We start from the raw sequence: 15,808 nt of genomic DNA, 5'->3' as shown, positions 1-15,808 counted from the left end.
AAGGAGAGTCCCAGTAATGGGGCTCTTTTTTTATAGAAATTTGTAAATAGATTATCTCAGAACCATTCTGTCCTGATAACTTTTTGGAGTTACTCCTTCCAGTTGTTTAAATACTCTCGTGAAATAGTTTGTATCTGAAAACCCGGTCTGAAAAGCAGTTTCCTTAATGCTCGTCTGGCTGGCTAATAGTTCTTTCGCACGGGTGATTCTTTCCTGAAGAATAAAATCATTCGGGGAAGTTCCCAGCTCATCTTTGAACATTTTAAAGAAATTGGATTTACTTACATAAGCCAGTTTAGCAATACTGTCAATGGATAGTTTCTGATGCAGATTTCTTTTAATATAATCCACAACAAAGCCTATTCTGGATTTATTTTTAACAATATTTTTTTCTACCATGCTTCTTGCCTGCGTCTGCATCAGTCTTATCAGAAGCTCTTTCAATGCAAAATCAGCCATGATATCCTTTTGAGAATTATCATCCATAGCAATTCTCATAATATTGTTGGTGGCAGAAGCAAGCGCTTTATTGTTAAACAGAAAATATTCATCCAGCTGAATGTTCCATTGTGAAGTTTCATCCACTTTGGGAAGATGATAATTGAGATAATTAAGAGAATCTTCTATAAAATCAGGATTAAGGCTCAAAGAAATACATTGGGTAGGTGTTTCATCAGCCTCAGGAAAATCAATAACCATTGTTTCCCCAGGAGCTACCAGAATACTTTCTCCCGGGTAATAATCAAAATAATTGGTCTTATTATCCAGCTTCATATGTTTCTTACCTCTCAGCATTGCTGTAAATGCAATGTTTTCAAAATGAAGTTTTACATCAAAAGCAGTCTTATGAGTCTCGTAAATACTGAATTCACAATTGTTTAGATTGAATTTCGTCTGGTTTTCAACAAGACTCAATAGTTGGCTTTCCTTACGTAATTCAGGAGTATTTAATAAAATCTTACTATTGTTATTCATTTCTAAATTTTTTTGAAAAGGAGGTAACTCAAATATAGAGAATTTGAGAGTACGTTGCTGTTAATAAAATACTAAAATTGAACCCTTTGCATTATTTTACACTTTTTTTATAGGATTGTGCTATACTCTTTTGGACATCTCAGTGTAATTTGGCTTTATCGAAAAAATAAAAACAAGACTAATATGAGCACTATTACAGAACCAAGATCAGCGACGCTTTTACAGCGCCCGGAGTTTAAAAGCAGATATGATAACTATATTGACGGGAAATTCACACCACCTGTTAAAGGACAGTATTTTGATGTAGTCTCTCCCGTGGATGGGAAAAACTTTACCCAGGTTGCCCATTCCTCCAAAGAAGATTTGGAGCTGGCCGTAGATGCAGCAGAAAAAGCATTCCGTACCTGGAAAAATACTTCCTCTACAGAAAGAAGCATTATCCTGAACAAAATTGCAGACAGAATAGAACAGAATTTAGAATATCTGGCGACAGTAGAAACCATTGATAATGGTAAAGCAGTGAGAGAAACACTGGCGGCAGATTTACCTTTAGCAATTGATCACTTCAGATACTTTGCTTCCGTGATTCGTGCTGACGAAGGATCTCATAACGAACTGGATAAAGATACCGTATCTCTGATCGTTCACGAACCTCTGGGAGTAATCGCGCAAATCATCCCATGGAATTTCCCGATACTTATGGCTGTCTGGAAACTGGCTCCGGCATTGGCAGCAGGAAACTGTGTGGTTTTGAAACCTGCAGAAAGTACTCCTGTTTCTATCATGGTTTTGATGGAGCTTATTGGAGATCTTTTGCCCGCAGGCGTTATCAATATTGTTAATGGATTTGGTGCAGAACTTGGAAGAGCCTTGGTAACCAATCCAAAAGTAGCAAAAGCAGCATTTACCGGTTCTACTGCTACAGGGCGCATGGTAATGCAGTACGCAACTGAAAACATAATTCCGGTAACCCTTGAATTGGGAGGGAAATCACCAAACGTTTTCTTTAACTCTGTAATGGATGCTGATGATGAGTTTTTAGATAAAGCAATAGAAGGAGCTGTACTTTTTGCCCTTAACCAGGGAGAAATTTGTACATGCCCTTCAAGATTACTCGTTCAGGAAGATATTGCAGATGCCTTTATTGAAAAGGTGATTGAAAGAGTAAAAGCCATTAAAGTAGGAAATCCACTGGACAAAACCGTGATGATGGGAGCGCAGGCTTCAAAGATTCAGAAAGATAAAATCCTATCCTATATCCAGTTGGGAATAGAAGAAGGAGCTGAAGTTCTGGTAGGAGGAGAAGTTAACCATCTTGGAGAAGATCTGGAAGACGGATACTACATTCAGCCGACTATTTTCAAAGGAAATAACAGAATGAGAATCTTTCAGGAAGAAATTTTCGGTCCGGTACTGGCATTTACTACCTTCAAAGATGAAGAAGATGCAGTAAAAATTGCCAATGATACTATCTATGGACTTGGTGCAGGAGTCTGGACAAGAGATGCACACCAGCTGTACAATATTCCTCGTCAGATAGAAGCGGGAAGAGTGTGGGTGAACCAATATCACTCTTACCCTGCCGGAGCACCTTTCGGGGGCTACAAGCAATCAGGAATCGGAAGAGAAAATCATAAAATGATGCTCGACCATTACCGTCAAACCAAAAACATGCTGATTTCTTATAACAAGAATAAGTTAGGTTTCTTTTAATATTATTTAGGACGTGCCCGATTGCCTTGGCTTTATCCAGGGCAAAACGGTCGGGCTATGCAGGGCTGCACTTCGTTTCGGTGCTCCATTAGATTCCGCACCGGCTCGTTCCTCGCCGCCCTTACTATCCCTCACGCAGAGAGCTATCAGCCTTTTGATATATATATTCTATATAATTATTGACTTATAAAAGTAACATAGTGATTTACAGCTGATGATAAAAACTAATAACCAAAAAATAACTCCATCCAAAAAATAAAATATGATCCCAAAAACAATGAAAGCGGCAGTAGTTCAAGGCTACGGCCAGCCTCTGAAAATTGAAGAAGTTCCCGTAAGAGAACCCGGAAGATACGAAGTCCTTGTCAAGGTAATAGCCTGCGGGGTCTGTCATACAGATTTACATGCTGTAGATGGAGATTGGCCTGCAAAACCTAAGATGCCTCTTATTCCTGGACATGAAGGAGTAGGCATCGTGGTAGCCTGCGGACCTGAGGCTTTTGTAAAAGAAGGTGATGCAGTAGGAGTTCCCTGGTTGTACAGTGCTTGCGGCTGTTGTGATTATTGTATCACAGGGTGGGAAACTCTTTGTGAAGCACAGAAAAACGGAGGTTACAGTGTAGATGGCGGTTTTGCAGAATATGTTATTGCAGACTCAAGATATGTAGGTCATTTAAAGTCCAATGTAAACTTTTTGGAAATTGCTCCTATTTTATGTGCCGGAGTAACTGTTTATAAAGGATTAAAGGAAACAGAAACAAAACCCGGAGAATGGGTAGCCATTTCAGGAATTGGTGGGCTGGGGCATGTAGCGGTTCAGTATGCCAAAGCAATGGGAATGCATGTAGCTGCCATTGATGTAGCAGATGATAAGCTCGAACTGGCAAAAAAACTCGGTGCAGACCTTGTAGTCAATGCAAAAAACACAGATCCTGGAGAATATTTGCATAAAGAAGTCGGCGGAATGCACGGCGCATTGATTACAGCAGTTTCTCCTATTGCTTTCAAACAGGGAATAGATGTTTTAAGAAGAAAAGGAACGATTGCTCTGAATGGTCTTCCTCCCGGTTCTTTTGAACTTCCTATTTTTGAAACGGTTTTAAAAAGAATCACCGTAAGAGGTTCTATTGTGGGAACCCGAAAAGACATGCAGGAAGCGTTGGATTTTGCTAATGAAGGATTGGTAAAAGCCACAGTTACTCCCGCAAAACTGGAAGATATCAATGATGTATTCGATAAAATGAAAAAAGGACAGATTGACGGCAGAATCGTTTTGGATATTGCCGGTTCAAATTAATTGATGATGTGTTACTGATCCCGGTTAGATTTACTTGCCGGGATCTTTTATAACAATAAGATTCGCCGTAAGCTAAAATAAAAACAATGGAAGCAAAAATATCCAGGCTCTCCGCAACAGATCAGGCACTTGAAGTGATCCGGAAACTTGAAGATCAATATGGACCACTCATGTTTTATCAGGCAGGAGGATGTTGTGAAGGCACGCAGCCACAATGTTTTGAAAAAGGAGGATTTTTTCCCCGGATGAATGATGCAATGATCGGAACTATTAATGGATATGAATTCTGGATAGACCGTGACCTGTTTGAATACTGGAAATATTCACATTTTACATTAGATGTTACAGACGGTTTCGGACCTGGTGGCTTCTCTTTGGAAACTCCTTTAGGAAAAACATTTAAAGTTCATTACAGGCTTTTCACTCCGGATGAATATGAAAATCTGGAACCAATAAAACGCAGTGAATAGAATTTTAGGTCTAAGATAGGCTTAAGGTTTTTGGGTAATATAAATAAGCTCTTTTTCAAATTCATATTTGCCTTTTGAAATAGCTCTTTTTAAAATGAAATATTGAGAAGCGGCTATTATTGAAGCCACTGCAAGAAACATGAGGTTTTGCCGATCTCCTCCTATATTGGCAAAAATTGCAATTAAGCAGAAACATAAAATGAAAATCAAATTAAAAATCTGAAAACCAGAAGGATAAAATTCTAATGAGACTGATGATTTTCCATTTTCATCAGAAATAGTTCCATGAAATACCGGATTGTTAATATTGATATCAAATAAACGTTTTCTTCTTTTGATAACTATTTTCTTTAATCATTCCTCTGTACTCAAATCTCGTAGGAATGGTTGAATCTTTTTCCAATGAGATAAAGGATGTATTCGTTTTGTAAGTGATTTTCCACAACCTTTGAATCAATTCGGATTTACTGATATTGACTTCTACAATGGAGCTGTCATATAGCCCAATGTTTTAAAAAAATAAGTTCATCTTGCCGCAAAAAATCACTAAAAGTTAAAATCAGACTTTTACAAATCGGTTGACAAACATGGCTGCCACTATATCTCCTACAGCATTCAATACTGTGGCTAAAGGATCTACAAGAGTTCCGATAATCATCACAGCAGGAATAGCTTCCTGAGGCAATTTATACACAGAGATCATCAGCATTTCCCCAATATATCCGCCATTAGGAATTCCACCAGCCACAATGCTGACAAATACAGTAATTCCCAAAGCCAAAAGCAGGTTGGCCGGATCAAAGAAATCTTTTCCAATAATTAAGAATGCTACATAGATCTTGATGATAGAAGACATGGAAGATCCGTTTTTATGCAGGGTAGTCCCGATAGGAATCACCAGATTGGCAATAGAGTTCGGAATTCCAATCTTTGATGCTGCCTGTAAATTAGCAGGCATGGTTGCAAAACTGCTGCAGGTACTTATTGCGGTAAGAGTAGGGTAGATAGCGTTAGTCCAGAAACTTTTGACTCCTTTCTGCCCGTTCGCCATAAAAGCATAAATAGAAAAGAAGACCAAAAAGTAAATGATTCCTGCAATATAATACAATCCTAAAGGTTTTGCGTAAAATCCAAAAAGCTGTGGTCCTAAAGTCGCCACCTGATAAGCAAAGTAAGCACCCAAACCAATGGGGGCCAGTTTCATAACCAATAATAGAAGTTCTTTCATCACTTCATATCCGGAAGCAATAAAAACCCGGAAAGGCTGCCCTTTTTCACCTGTTTTTCTGGCTGCAAATCCTGTCAGAAATGCAAATACCAGAAGAGCCAGCATATTCCTTCTCGAGAAAAGTTCAGTAAATTCGCCTACAGTAAAGAAACTTACAATCCTGTTGCCCCATGTATCGTCATTTGCAGCTTCCGTAATCATATCAGAACTCCCCGAGACTCCTGAAACCGGAAAAAGATACACAGCACAGATGGTAAAAATAGCTGCCGTGAGAATAAAGAATAAAAAGGTAAGAGACATCACAAGAATGATTTTTCCAAATTTAGACTGTTGCTCCAGAGAAGAAATAGAATTGGATACGGCAAAAAATACCAACGGAACTACACTCACAAAAAGAAGATTAAGAAAAATATCTCCCAAAGGTTTTATATATTCCACAAAACCGGGGGCAACAATTCCAATGATGCTTCCAATAGTGATTCCCAAAAGTAAAAATATGATTCCGGAGTAGTTTTTCAGTACCTCTTTCATGTGGTGCTTTTTATCAAAGATAGGTTTATTTTTAACATTTTGTTATACAATTTTCAGACCTAAATTTCATAAATTTGGGTAAACCTCATTTCTATGGCTTATATAGATTACTATAAAATTTTAGGCGTAGATAAAAGCGCAACACAGGATGATATCAAAAAGGCCTACCGGAAACAGGCCAGGAAACTTCATCCCGATTTGAATCCTGATGATAAGGAAGCAGAAAGACAGTTCAAAGAATTGAATGAAGCCAACGAAGTGCTCAGCAATCCGGAAAACAGATCTAAATACGACAAGTATGGTGAACACTGGAAACATGGCGAAGAATACGAAAAAGCACAACAGCAGCAGCAAAGACAATATCAACAACAAAATTATGGCGGTGGATTCTCCGGCGCTGATTTTGGTGAAGGGGAAGACTTTTCAGATTTCTTCCAGAATATGTTCGGTGGAGCAGGTGGTGGATTTGGTAAAAGCTCCCGAGGAAGAGCTTCCGGAAAATTTAAAGGACAGGATATCAAAGCAGAATTGAATCTGAATCTAAGAGATGCTGCAAAAACCCACCCGCAAACTTTTGATATCAATGGGAAGAAAGTCAGAATCACAATTCCGGCAGGAGTATATGACGGGCAGCAGATCAAACTGAAAGGACATGGAAATCCGGGTGTCAATGGCGGCCCTCACGGAGATTTGTATATCACCTTTATTATCCCAGACGATCCGAATTTTGAAAGAATCGGGGATGATCTGAAAACTAAGGTAACAATTGATCTGTATACCGCTGTTTTAGGCGGAGAAGTGAATGTAAATACCCTGGAAGGAAGTGTAAAGCTTAAAGTAAAACCGGAAACCCAAACAGGAATCACTGTAAGACTGAAAGGAAAAGGTTTTCCTGTCTATAAAAAAGAAGGAGAACATGGAGATCTTTTTGTAACCTATGAAGTGAAACTGCCGACGAACCTTACCGAGAAGCAGAAAGAACTTTTTGAACAATTAAAAAATTCCTAAGCTATGAGTGAAAGAATATCACGGGAAGAACTCGTAAGAATTTATAATATAGAAATCACTTTTTTTGATGAGCTTGTAGACTATGGGCTATTGAATATACAGGTTGAAGACAATATCCATTATCTGATGTATGAGGATCTGCCTGATCTGGAAAAATTTGCCAACTGGTATTATGATCTTGAAATCAATCTTCCCGGTCTTGAAGTGATTCATAATATGCTGAAAAAACTGGATGCGCTGAACCGTAGAAACAGAGAGCTGATGAATAAACTTTCTGCAATAAGTAATCAATATGAAGATATTTAGTTTAGTTTTGTAGCTTTTTAAAGCAAACTCTATAATTATGAATGAAGAAAAGGTGATTACACTAAAACCGGACAGAAAGATTTTTGAAGATATTTATTTTAGCGGTAATCAGGGAAGTCTGCTTTTTTCACCTACAACGAAAAGTAAAACCATTGCCACCATTGCAGCAGCAATCATTGTTTTTATTGTTTTTCTGTTGAAGAATAATCTGAGCAAAGAAAGTGTAGGTATTTTATACTTTTTGAGTTTTATATTTTTGCTTTGTGCTGTTTTTCTGTCTGTAAGTGTCAATAAAGTTTCAAGCTGGAAAAAACAGGTAACCCATTATTTAAATGTTCTGGAAAAATGTAAAGTGTATGAAATCAGATTTGATCATAATTTTTTCACTGTGAATATTGATGGCGAAAAAGAAACCAGTGAGTGGAAAGATTTTGAATATTTTGACAGCAATAATGAATTTATTTCCCTTGAAGGAAAATACAGCTATATGTTTCCCAGAAAAGCAATGAGTGAGAAAGAATACAGTTTTCTCAAAAATAAATTAAAAGAAAATATCAAACAATAAAAATAAAAAACGGAACAAAATTTTGCTCCGTTTTTTATTTATCTGTAAAATGGCTTATTAACCTTCTTTACTTTCTTCCAGCCATCCCATTTCTTTCATCCATTCGTCATTATAGATCTTTCCTACATATCTTGAACCATGGTCATGAAGTAAAACTACAATTACATCATCTTTAGTAAACTGATCTTTCATTTGGATCAAAGAAGCAATTGCGCTTCCGGCAGAATATCCACAGAAAATTCCTTCTTCCTTAGCCAGTTTTCTGGCATAGATAGCACCGTCTTTATCAGTTACCTTTTCAAAATGATCAATTACAGACATGTCATAATTTTCAGGAATAATATCCTCCCCGATACCTTCTGTAATATATGTATAAGCGTGGTCGTAGTGCAGTTCTCCGGTCTCGTGGAATTCCTTTAGAATAGAACCATATGTATCAACACCGATTACTTTGATGTTCGGATTTTTTTCTTTGAAGAAAGTTCCGCACCCTGTGATTGTACCTCCTGTTCCGGCTCCTACCACAAAATGAGTCAGGTTTCCTTCTGTCTGTTCCCAGATCTCAGGAGCTGTAGATTCATAATGAGCAGCCCTGTTGGATAAGTTGTCATATTGGTTCACATACCATCCGTTTTCTGTTTCTTTTGCCAGTCTTTTTGAAACTGAATAATAAGAACGCGGGTCAGTAGGTTTTACATCGGTAGGACAAACAATTACTTCAGCACCTACAGCACGAAGAATATCACACTTTTCTTTTGACTGCTTAGAGTTGGTTACAAAAATACATTTGTAGCCTTTGATGATTGCTGCCAATGCCAGTCCCATTCCTGTATTTCCTGAAGTACCTTCGATAATAGTACCTCCAGGTTTTAATCTGCCGTCTTTTTCGGCATCTTCTATCATTTTAAGAGCCATTCTGTCCTTTACTGAGTTTCCAGGATTGAAGGTCTCTACTTTTGCTAATACTAATGCCGGGAAATCTTCACCTAATACTTTGTTAAGCTTTACCAGCGGTGTGTTACCTATAGTTTCAAGGATATTTTTTGCGTATTTCATAAATGTTTTATATGCGGTGCAAAGATAAGGCTTTTAAAATTATCTGCGCTGTGGATAACGTGTGGATAAGTTGTGGATAAAGTTAAAAACCCCTGAAAGAAAATGAATAAATATCAATTATAAGGTTAGTTGTATTTAATCGCTTTCACCGGCGAAATCTTACTGATCAGGTAACTAGGGATAATCAATGCCAGTCCTGAGATAATAAGAATCCCTACTGAGATAGAAATAATTGCAATAGGATTAAGGTCTACCGGAACCGTACTTACATAATAGTTTTCCGGATTAAGTTTGATTACCCCAAAGAATTTCTGGATTAAAATAAGTCCCAAACCGATAGCATTTCCATACAAAAGTCCCGGAATCATAATAATCAGGGTGTAATTGATGAAAGTAGCTCTTATCTGTGAATTGCTTGCGCCTAATGTTTTAAGAAGACCAATGGAATTGGTTCTTTCAATAATAAGAATCAGAAGAACCATAATGATATTAATAACCACTACAATCAGCATGATGATGATAATCAAAGCTATATTGGTATCAAAAATACTGATCCAGTCTGTAATCTGTGGGAATTTTTCAGTCGCTTTTTCAGCGTAGTTTTTATAACCAATCAGTTTTTCAATATCAGGAAAATCTTTGTCAATGTCATTCACATTTTTCAGGAAGATATCAATTCCGCCAATTTCATCAGGTTTCATATCCTGAATTTTTCTTGCATGATTGATTCCTCCGATAACAAACTGTTCGTCGATCAACTTAATATCAGTTCTGTAGATGCCAATAATCTTGAATTTACGATAAAGTGGTTTTTGATCAGCCTTTAGAAATACAGTGACAATACTGTCATTCACCTTAAGATGAAGGTCATTGGCTACTTTTTGCGAAATAGCAACATCATTGTTGAAGCCCTTCTCAGTAACTTTCGGAGTAGTACCTGCAATAAGGAATTTTTTAAATCTTAAACTGTCAAAATCTTTTCCGATTCCCTTAAATATGATCCCTGCAAAATTGTGTTCATTACGCATAATGCCGGTAACCATCACATATTTTTGAATACTTTCCACATCGGGAAGTTCTTTTATCTTTGCAATATTGAGGCCCTGATTATCAAGTACAGAAGTATTATAAGAGGAGTTTGATCGCGTTGATCTTACAGTAATATGTCCGCTGAAATCTGCCAGCCTCTCTTTGATAGCTTTTTTTGAACCAAAACCGGTGGCTACAGTAATTAAGGAAACAATAATTCCCAATGCTACGGAAAGCCTGCCAATGAAGATGATAACCCTTGAAAGGTTATTTTTGTTATCTTTGGAAAATGCTATTTTTCTAGAGAAATATAAAGGAAATTTCAAGCTTATGAATTTAGATTTCAAAATTAAAAATTTACTTCTGATTTGCCTAATTTTTTTAGGAGTATTCAATCAATATTATTCTCAGACTCAAGTTCAATCGGATTTTAAAACTGGGGCAGACCAGCCTGAAATGTATTTACCACTCTTAAAAGGCAAAACAATAGGGGTGGTGACGAACCAGACGGGTTTGATGAGTGATAAAACTCATTTGGTAGATTTTCTGGTAAAAAACGGAATAAAGATCAAATCTATTTTTGCCCCTGAGCATGGTTTCAGAGGAGATGCAGACGCAGGTGCAAAAGTGAAAAATGGTGTAGATATAAAAACAGGAATCCCGATTGTTTCCCTGTATGGCAATAATAAAAAACCCAAACCGGAACAGCTGGCCGGAATTGATATTGTTATTTTTGATATCCAGGATGTTGGGGTGAGATTTTATACCTATATTTCTACTCTGTCTTATCTGATGGAAGCAGGGGCTGAAAATAACGTCGAGATAATGGTATTGGACCGCCCTAATCCACATGATGGATATACCGATGGACCTGTATTGGGAAAAAAATGGGCCAGTTTTGTAGGAATGCATGAAGTTCCTGTAGTATACGGGCTTACGATAGGAGAGTATGGAAAAATGGTGAATGGTGAAAAATGGCTGAAAAATGGAGTCCAGGCTAAATATACGCTTATTCAGATGAAGAATTATCATAAAAAACAACGCTATCCGATGCTTGATAAACCTTCTCCGAATTTACCCAATGATAAAGCAATCAATTTATATCCAAGTCTGTGCTTTTTTGAAGGAACTCAGGTTTCTGTAGGAAGAGGAACAGATCTTCCTTTCCAGATTTATGGTTCTCCTTGGACGGAAAGTCTTCCTTACCAGTTTACGCCAAAGCCAAGCTATGGTGCTAAAGATCCATTCCTAAACGGGAAGCTATGTTATGGTGAAAACCTTTCCAATTATCCTAATGATTTAAGAGAATTGAATCTTGAATGGGTAATCAAAGCTTATCAGAATTATAAAAATCCCCAGCAGGATTTCTTCCTGAAAAACCTTTGGTTTGATACCCTGTCCGGAACTGATAATTTCAGAAAACAGATTATTGCCGGAAAATCAATTCAGGAAATTAAAGATTCCTGGAAAAAAGATCTGGAAAGTTTCGAAAAGATCAGAACCCGGTATGTGGTATATGAAAATTAATTAATCAAAATTTTGGGGCGGACTTTTATCATTTCTGCCCTTATTTAATATAAAGAGCCCAATTGTTAATCCAACAACTCCTGCAAAAGCAGTTAATAAAGCTCTCTGCAGTTTATCAGGCAGATCGTTGCCGATATAGTTCATTAAAAAAAGAATCACAAAAGTGATCACTAAAATGATAATATGATTTTTTCCGAATAGCTTCATTGTCTTATTTCAATTTGTAAGAAATCATTACCCCTCCTCTGTATGGGATGATTTCACCGCTTTTGTTAAATTTTTCTGCATGATCATAACGTCTTCCTGTGGTACGGTCATATCCTTTGTAAAATCCTTGTGATGTTCCTACTGTTCCATAAATGTCAAGATTCCATCGTTCAGATAACTGGAATTGATATCCTGCTGTAACACCCAGCATAATAGAGAATCCTCTTTGATACAGATTAGAGTTGCGGAGAGTTTCTCCATTCCAGTTTTCAAAAGTATCATCATTCCAGTAATTCCATTTTGAAGCATTGTAGGCCGCAAAACCTATGTTGGCTCCTACATACCAGTGCTTGAAAGCTTCATTAAAATAGTATCTTCCTTCTGCAGATACAGAATAAAACTGTAATTCATGTCCTGAGAAAGATTTCCATGGCGAAATGAAAACATCTCCCTGAAGCGTATATCTTGAACTTAGTTGTTTTTCTATTCCAAGGTTTAAAATCCCTATCGGGGCAAATAAAGCATTTCCTTTTATGTATAAACTTTTTTCCTGTCCTCCTTGTTCCTGTTCCTGAGCACTTACTGTGCCTGCTGACAGGAAAGCTAAAATGCCTGCTGCTAATAATTTATATTTCATCCGGTATGTAATGTTTATTTTATTTGCTTTAGTAATTCATCTGCTAGTTGAGAATCTTTATTGCCCTGAGCTGCCATGTTTTTAGACATTTCAGCATAATTTTTTGCTATTTCTTTATTTCCGGTAAGATAATAGAGCTTAGCAAGAATATAAGTGTTTTCTGAAGTTTCGCTTCTCATGACAGATTTTTCTGCCCATTCTGTAGCTTTCTTTAATGAAGATGGTGTTTTCACATGATCTGCAAATATCCAGGCAGCTCTTAAAAGTTCATTAGGATCAAATGAGTCAGAATCTTTGTAATAATCTAAAGCGGCTTTTTCGTATTCAGGAAAATTACTGTTCTGTTCATAATAACTGAGCTTAGTCTGATTCAGTTTTTTAAGTGCAGCTTCTTTTCCTACCAATGGTTCAGCTGTCTTTAAAAAATAGTCATCGTTGATCTTTTTATTTTTATCATCAATAGACTGTTCTACTATTTTTCCTAATTTCAGCTGAGCATTAAATTCGTTGTAAGTTTCTTCAGGAAGAAATTTAACGATCTCTGCTTTTCTGGATGCGAAAACATTATAATTGGTATCTTCTGATGATTTTACAAAATAGAGTAGAAAGCCAATTTCATCTTTTGTAAGTTCTTCGGTTTTCTTTTTATTCTGAAAATATCTTTCGGAAGCCTTTTTGGCAAAATCATAATCTGTGTTGGCATTCAGCTTCATAATGTTGATCAGGAATTCCGGATCTTTTTCACCGCTGGCAAAACGTTCTTTCAGAGATCCCTTTTTGTTTCCTGGTGAATTGATATCCTGAGCCATAGCCACAAACATGCTCTCTTCCATATAACCTGTATTTCTGGAAACAAGCTCTCCTTCACCGTTCAGGAAAAGATAAGTAGGATAAGACCGCACTCCGAATTTAGAAGCTATGTCTCTGCCTTCTCCTTTTTCCATATCAAATCTTGCATTGATGAAATTGGTATTGTAATAATCACTCACGGATTTCTGGGTGAAAACATTTTTCTCCATCATTTTACATGGGCCACACCATGATGCATAGGCATCAATAAAAACCAATTTCTTTTCTTTCTTGGCTTTGGCAATAATATCTTTGAATGGGAGTTCCTGAAACTGAATTGTTTCCTGAGCTGAGATAGCGATGGTACAAAAAATAGATATCCCGGAGATGATCTTCTTCATTTTCAAATAAGATTTGTAGGCGAAGATAATTAATTTTCAAAATATAGAGTGCTGAATCTGTTGTTAGAATGATGATATTAACTAACTTTAAGACTTAGTCAGATGATTACTGTGATTTTTCAGTGAAGGAATAACGGTCTTGATTATGGCTTTATATTCTTAAAAAAGACATGGAACTTCTATTGTATTCCTTTCCTGAAAAAGAAGAAAATATGCCAATAATAAAAAAACAGTCGTTGTTTCCATTAAAAAGACTCTCAATTATTGCGTGATATTGCTTGTTTAAAAAAAGACAACATCTAAATTTAATTCACTTTATGGTACTGAAATCTTTGTTATATCTTTGCAAACGAATTATTTATATGTAGGAGAATAACAATTCAGAGAATCTTGAGTATTAATTTTAAACACGCCTTATCCCAAAAATACATTTACGTCACCGCTTTATCTGCCTGCTTGATTGCAGTGGCAGCATTCGCTGTTCTGAGCCTTTTAATTACTGAAGACAGCCGTAAGAACACTGATGATTTTGCAAAGAAAACCTTCTTTCGTAAATATGAATCTATAGAACATGAATTCAGAAATATTGAGGACTATCAATTTCTTCTTCGTGCATTGATTCAGAAAGACGGTCTGAAGAATTATAAAGATTATTCTTTGGTTTTAAATGATTTAAACAAAAAAAGAAATCTGCTGCCTTACAGCTGGTATTATTATGAAAATACTGCTTCAGGAAAAACAGAAAGTAATAATCCATTATCTGATATTTTCAGAAAGACAGAACATAAGGAAAAACTTATTGCTTTAAAAAACAACGGGTCCGGACATTTCAGGGATCTTTTGATTACCAAAAAAGACAGTATGTATTGGGTGAGTTATGATTCTCTGGTACTGCCTGATAAAAATAAACTGTATTATGGTTCTACCGTAAGCCTGGACGATCTCCATCAGTACTTTATCAATGTAGACAAAAGTTCTAATACTTACGCGTATGTCTTTACCAAAGAAGGAATTTGTATTACCCATCCTGAGAAAAAATACATCGGAAAGAATATTTTCGAGTTTACAGATATTAAGGCGAAAGATACGCTGTCCAGCAGAACTGAAGCTGGATACACCAAAGGAACAGCGGTCTCAGAATATCTTGGTGTTGAGGTAACACGCTTTATAAAACCATTGAAGACTGATAATTTTGACGGATATACGGTTGTAAACCATGTTAATTTCATTATTGATGAAAATATAAGCAAGATAAAAACCTATACTGTGTATATTTTTCTGGCAGCTCTTTTTCTTATTGTAGCGGTTTTTATCTTATTCCAGAGGGCAACTAATCTGGCTTATCAGGAAAAAGAAAAAATACAGTCTGAAAAAAATTTATTGTTAGTAGAGAACGAAAAGATGCACAAAGCAGAAGTGATCAACCAGCTTCAGCAGCTTAAAAATAATATCAATCCGCATTTTCTTTTCAATTCTCTGAACTCTCTTTATATGCTGATTGGGATCAATAAAGAAAATGCCCGGAAGTTTACCATGAATCTTTCTAAGATCTACAGATATCTGATTGTACCTCCGAAAGAAAATATTGTTCCGGTTTCGCAGGAAATCAAATTTATACAGCAGTATATGGAGCTTCTGAAAAGCAGGTTTGATGAAGAAATAAGATTTGAAATGATTATTAATAATCCTGAAAGTCTGGAAAAACGCATTCCGTATTTATCCCTTCAGATTGTCACGGAGAATGCTGTAAAGCACAATATTGCCACAATAGATCAACCTCTGGAAATTATCATTATTGTTGATGCGGAAGGTGTCACAGTAAAGAATACCTGGCAGCCTAAAACAGAACCGGTGCAGGGAGAGAAATTCGGAATTGATTATTTGAATCAAGTTTATGAGTATTTTAAGAATAATCTTCTTCATATTTCTGTAGATGGTGAATATTTCATATGTTTTTTGCCATTAATGAAGTGAAAATAAAAATCCATTCACTCCCGAAAAAGCACCATTCACTCCCTAATATTATATATATGATTCACGATACCTATAGCTTTGCTTACTGAAACTAA

Annotated in this window: 14 protein-coding genes; 8 read left to right on the top strand and 6 right to left on the bottom strand. The window is 36.5% G+C overall.

Features of this window, described 5'->3' with window-relative positions; all coding sequences use genetic code 11:
* Window positions 1-51 precede the first annotated feature (51 nt).
* The gene (locus KIK00_RS09440) at window positions 52-975 is read right to left on the bottom strand and encodes a helix-turn-helix domain-containing protein (protein ID WP_255816300.1); all 924 of its coding nucleotides are present in this window, start codon (window positions 973-975) and stop codon (window positions 52-54) included.
* 183 nt (window positions 976-1,158) lie between these two features.
* Between KIK00_RS09440 and KIK00_RS09435 the strand changes: the two genes are divergently transcribed.
* The 3 genes from KIK00_RS09435 (at window position 1,159) to KIK00_RS09425 (ending at window position 4,455) form a co-directional block, all read left to right on the top strand.
* A complete protein-coding gene (locus KIK00_RS09435; RefSeq protein ID WP_047378604.1) occupies window positions 1,159-2,688 on the top strand; it encodes an aldehyde dehydrogenase family protein in 1,530 nt (509 codons plus the stop codon).
* 262 nt (window positions 2,689-2,950) lie between these two features.
* A complete protein-coding gene (gene adhP, locus KIK00_RS09430; protein ID WP_255816298.1) occupies window positions 2,951-3,985 on the top strand; it encodes an alcohol dehydrogenase AdhP in 1,035 nt (344 codons plus the stop codon).
* Between the two features lie 86 nt (window positions 3,986-4,071).
* Window positions 4,072-4,455 (top strand): DUF779 domain-containing protein, encoded by a 384-nt coding sequence (locus KIK00_RS09425; RefSeq protein ID WP_255816296.1) that lies wholly within the window; start codon window positions 4,072-4,074, stop codon window positions 4,453-4,455.
* A gap of 559 nt (window positions 4,456-5,014) precedes the next feature.
* Here KIK00_RS09425 and KIK00_RS09420 read toward each other — a convergent pair.
* Window positions 5,015-6,214: a dicarboxylate/amino acid:cation symporter gene (locus KIK00_RS09420; protein WP_255816295.1), complete on the bottom strand. Its 1,200-nt coding sequence runs from the start codon at window positions 6,212-6,214 to the stop codon at window positions 5,015-5,017.
* 93 nt (window positions 6,215-6,307) lie between these two features.
* Between KIK00_RS09420 and KIK00_RS09415 the strand changes: the two genes are divergently transcribed.
* The 3 genes from KIK00_RS09415 to KIK00_RS09405 are packed head-to-tail and all read left to right on the top strand — an operon-like array spanning window position 6,308 to window position 8,093.
* Window positions 6,308-7,222 carry a DnaJ C-terminal domain-containing protein gene (locus tag KIK00_RS09415; protein ID WP_255816294.1) on the top strand — a complete coding sequence of 305 codons (915 nt, stop codon included), beginning with the start codon at window positions 6,308-6,310 and terminating at the stop codon, window positions 7,220-7,222.
* Window positions 7,223-7,225: 3 nt separating this feature from the next.
* Complete coding sequence (locus KIK00_RS09410; protein ID WP_255816293.1) at window positions 7,226-7,528, top strand: chaperone modulator CbpM; 303 nt, start codon at window positions 7,226-7,228, stop codon at window positions 7,526-7,528.
* Window positions 7,529-7,565: 37 nt separating this feature from the next.
* On the top strand, window positions 7,566-8,093 hold the full coding sequence (locus KIK00_RS09405; RefSeq protein WP_255816292.1) for a hypothetical protein: 528 nt from the start codon (window positions 7,566-7,568) through the stop codon (window positions 8,091-8,093).
* Between the two features lie 57 nt (window positions 8,094-8,150).
* Here the strand turns inward: KIK00_RS09405 and KIK00_RS09400 are convergent, their stop codons facing one another.
* The gene (locus KIK00_RS09400) at window positions 8,151-9,149 is read right to left on the bottom strand and encodes a PLP-dependent cysteine synthase family protein (RefSeq protein ID WP_255816291.1); all 999 of its coding nucleotides are present in this window, start codon (window positions 9,147-9,149) and stop codon (window positions 8,151-8,153) included.
* Between the two features lie 125 nt (window positions 9,150-9,274).
* Entirely contained in the window at window positions 9,275-10,504 is a 1,230-nt protein-coding gene (locus tag KIK00_RS09395; protein ID WP_255816290.1) for an ABC transporter permease, read from the bottom strand.
* A gap of 4 nt (window positions 10,505-10,508) precedes the next feature.
* Between KIK00_RS09395 and KIK00_RS09390 the strand changes: the two genes are divergently transcribed.
* Window positions 10,509-11,705 (top strand): exo-beta-N-acetylmuramidase NamZ domain-containing protein, encoded by a 1,197-nt coding sequence (locus tag KIK00_RS09390; RefSeq protein WP_255816289.1) that lies wholly within the window; start codon window positions 10,509-10,511, stop codon window positions 11,703-11,705.
* Window positions 11,706-11,916: 211 nt separating this feature from the next.
* Here the strand turns inward: KIK00_RS09390 and KIK00_RS09385 are convergent, their stop codons facing one another.
* Both KIK00_RS09385 and KIK00_RS09380 read right to left on the bottom strand, forming a co-directional pair.
* The gene (locus tag KIK00_RS09385; protein WP_255816288.1) at window positions 11,917-12,549 is read right to left on the bottom strand and encodes a DUF3575 domain-containing protein; all 633 of its coding nucleotides are present in this window, start codon (window positions 12,547-12,549) and stop codon (window positions 11,917-11,919) included.
* 14 nt (window positions 12,550-12,563) lie between these two features.
* Window positions 12,564-13,739, bottom strand: coding sequence for a thioredoxin fold domain-containing protein (locus KIK00_RS09380; protein WP_255816287.1), 1,176 nt, complete (start codon window positions 13,737-13,739; stop codon window positions 12,564-12,566).
* 390 nt (window positions 13,740-14,129) lie between these two features.
* On the opposite strand from KIK00_RS09380, the gene KIK00_RS09375 reads away from it, so the two are divergent.
* Window positions 14,130-15,713 carry a histidine kinase gene (locus KIK00_RS09375; protein ID WP_255816286.1) on the top strand — a complete coding sequence of 528 codons (1,584 nt, stop codon included), beginning with the start codon at window positions 14,130-14,132 and terminating at the stop codon, window positions 15,711-15,713.
* The last annotated feature ends 95 nt before the right edge of the window (window positions 15,714-15,808 follow it).

The organism is Chryseobacterium sp. MA9 (assembly GCF_024399315.1).
Taxonomy (GTDB): domain Bacteria; phylum Bacteroidota; class Bacteroidia; order Flavobacteriales; family Weeksellaceae; genus Chryseobacterium.
Note: the sequence above shows the minus strand (reverse complement) of the source record. Positions and strands in the feature narration are given on the sequence as shown.

Bases quoted from the DNA above. Each gene is read 5' to 3' on its own strand.
- KIK00_RS09435 (WP_047378604.1), top strand. From the start codon at position 1,159: ATGAGCACTATTACAGAACCAAGATCAGCGACGCTTTTACAGCGCCCG.
- KIK00_RS09425 (WP_255816296.1), top strand. From the start codon at position 4,072: ATGGAAGCAAAAATATCCAGGCTCTCCGCAACAGATCAGGCACTTGAA.
- KIK00_RS09410 (WP_255816293.1), top strand. From the start codon at position 7,226: ATGAGTGAAAGAATATCACGGGAAGAACTCGTAAGAATTTATAATATA.
- KIK00_RS09385 (WP_255816288.1), bottom strand. From the start codon at position 12,549: ATGAAATATAAATTATTAGCAGCAGGCATTTTAGCTTTCCTGTCAGCA.
- KIK00_RS09390 (WP_255816289.1), top strand. From the start codon at position 10,509: ATGAATTTAGATTTCAAAATTAAAAATTTACTTCTGATTTGCCTAATT.
- adhP (WP_255816298.1), top strand. From the start codon at position 2,951: ATGATCCCAAAAACAATGAAAGCGGCAGTAGTTCAAGGCTACGGCCAG.
- KIK00_RS09420 (WP_255816295.1), bottom strand. From the start codon at position 6,214: ATGAAAGAGGTACTGAAAAACTACTCCGGAATCATATTTTTACTTTTG.
- KIK00_RS09400 (WP_255816291.1), bottom strand. From the start codon at position 9,149: ATGAAATACGCAAAAAATATCCTTGAAACTATAGGTAACACACCGCTG.
- KIK00_RS09405 (WP_255816292.1), top strand. From the start codon at position 7,566: ATGAATGAAGAAAAGGTGATTACACTAAAACCGGACAGAAAGATTTTT.
- KIK00_RS09415 (WP_255816294.1), top strand. From the start codon at position 6,308: ATGGCTTATATAGATTACTATAAAATTTTAGGCGTAGATAAAAGCGCA.
- KIK00_RS09440 (WP_255816300.1), bottom strand. From the start codon at position 975: ATGAATAACAATAGTAAGATTTTATTAAATACTCCTGAATTACGTAAG.
- KIK00_RS09380 (WP_255816287.1), bottom strand. From the start codon at position 13,739: ATGAAGAAGATCATCTCCGGGATATCTATTTTTTGTACCATCGCTATC.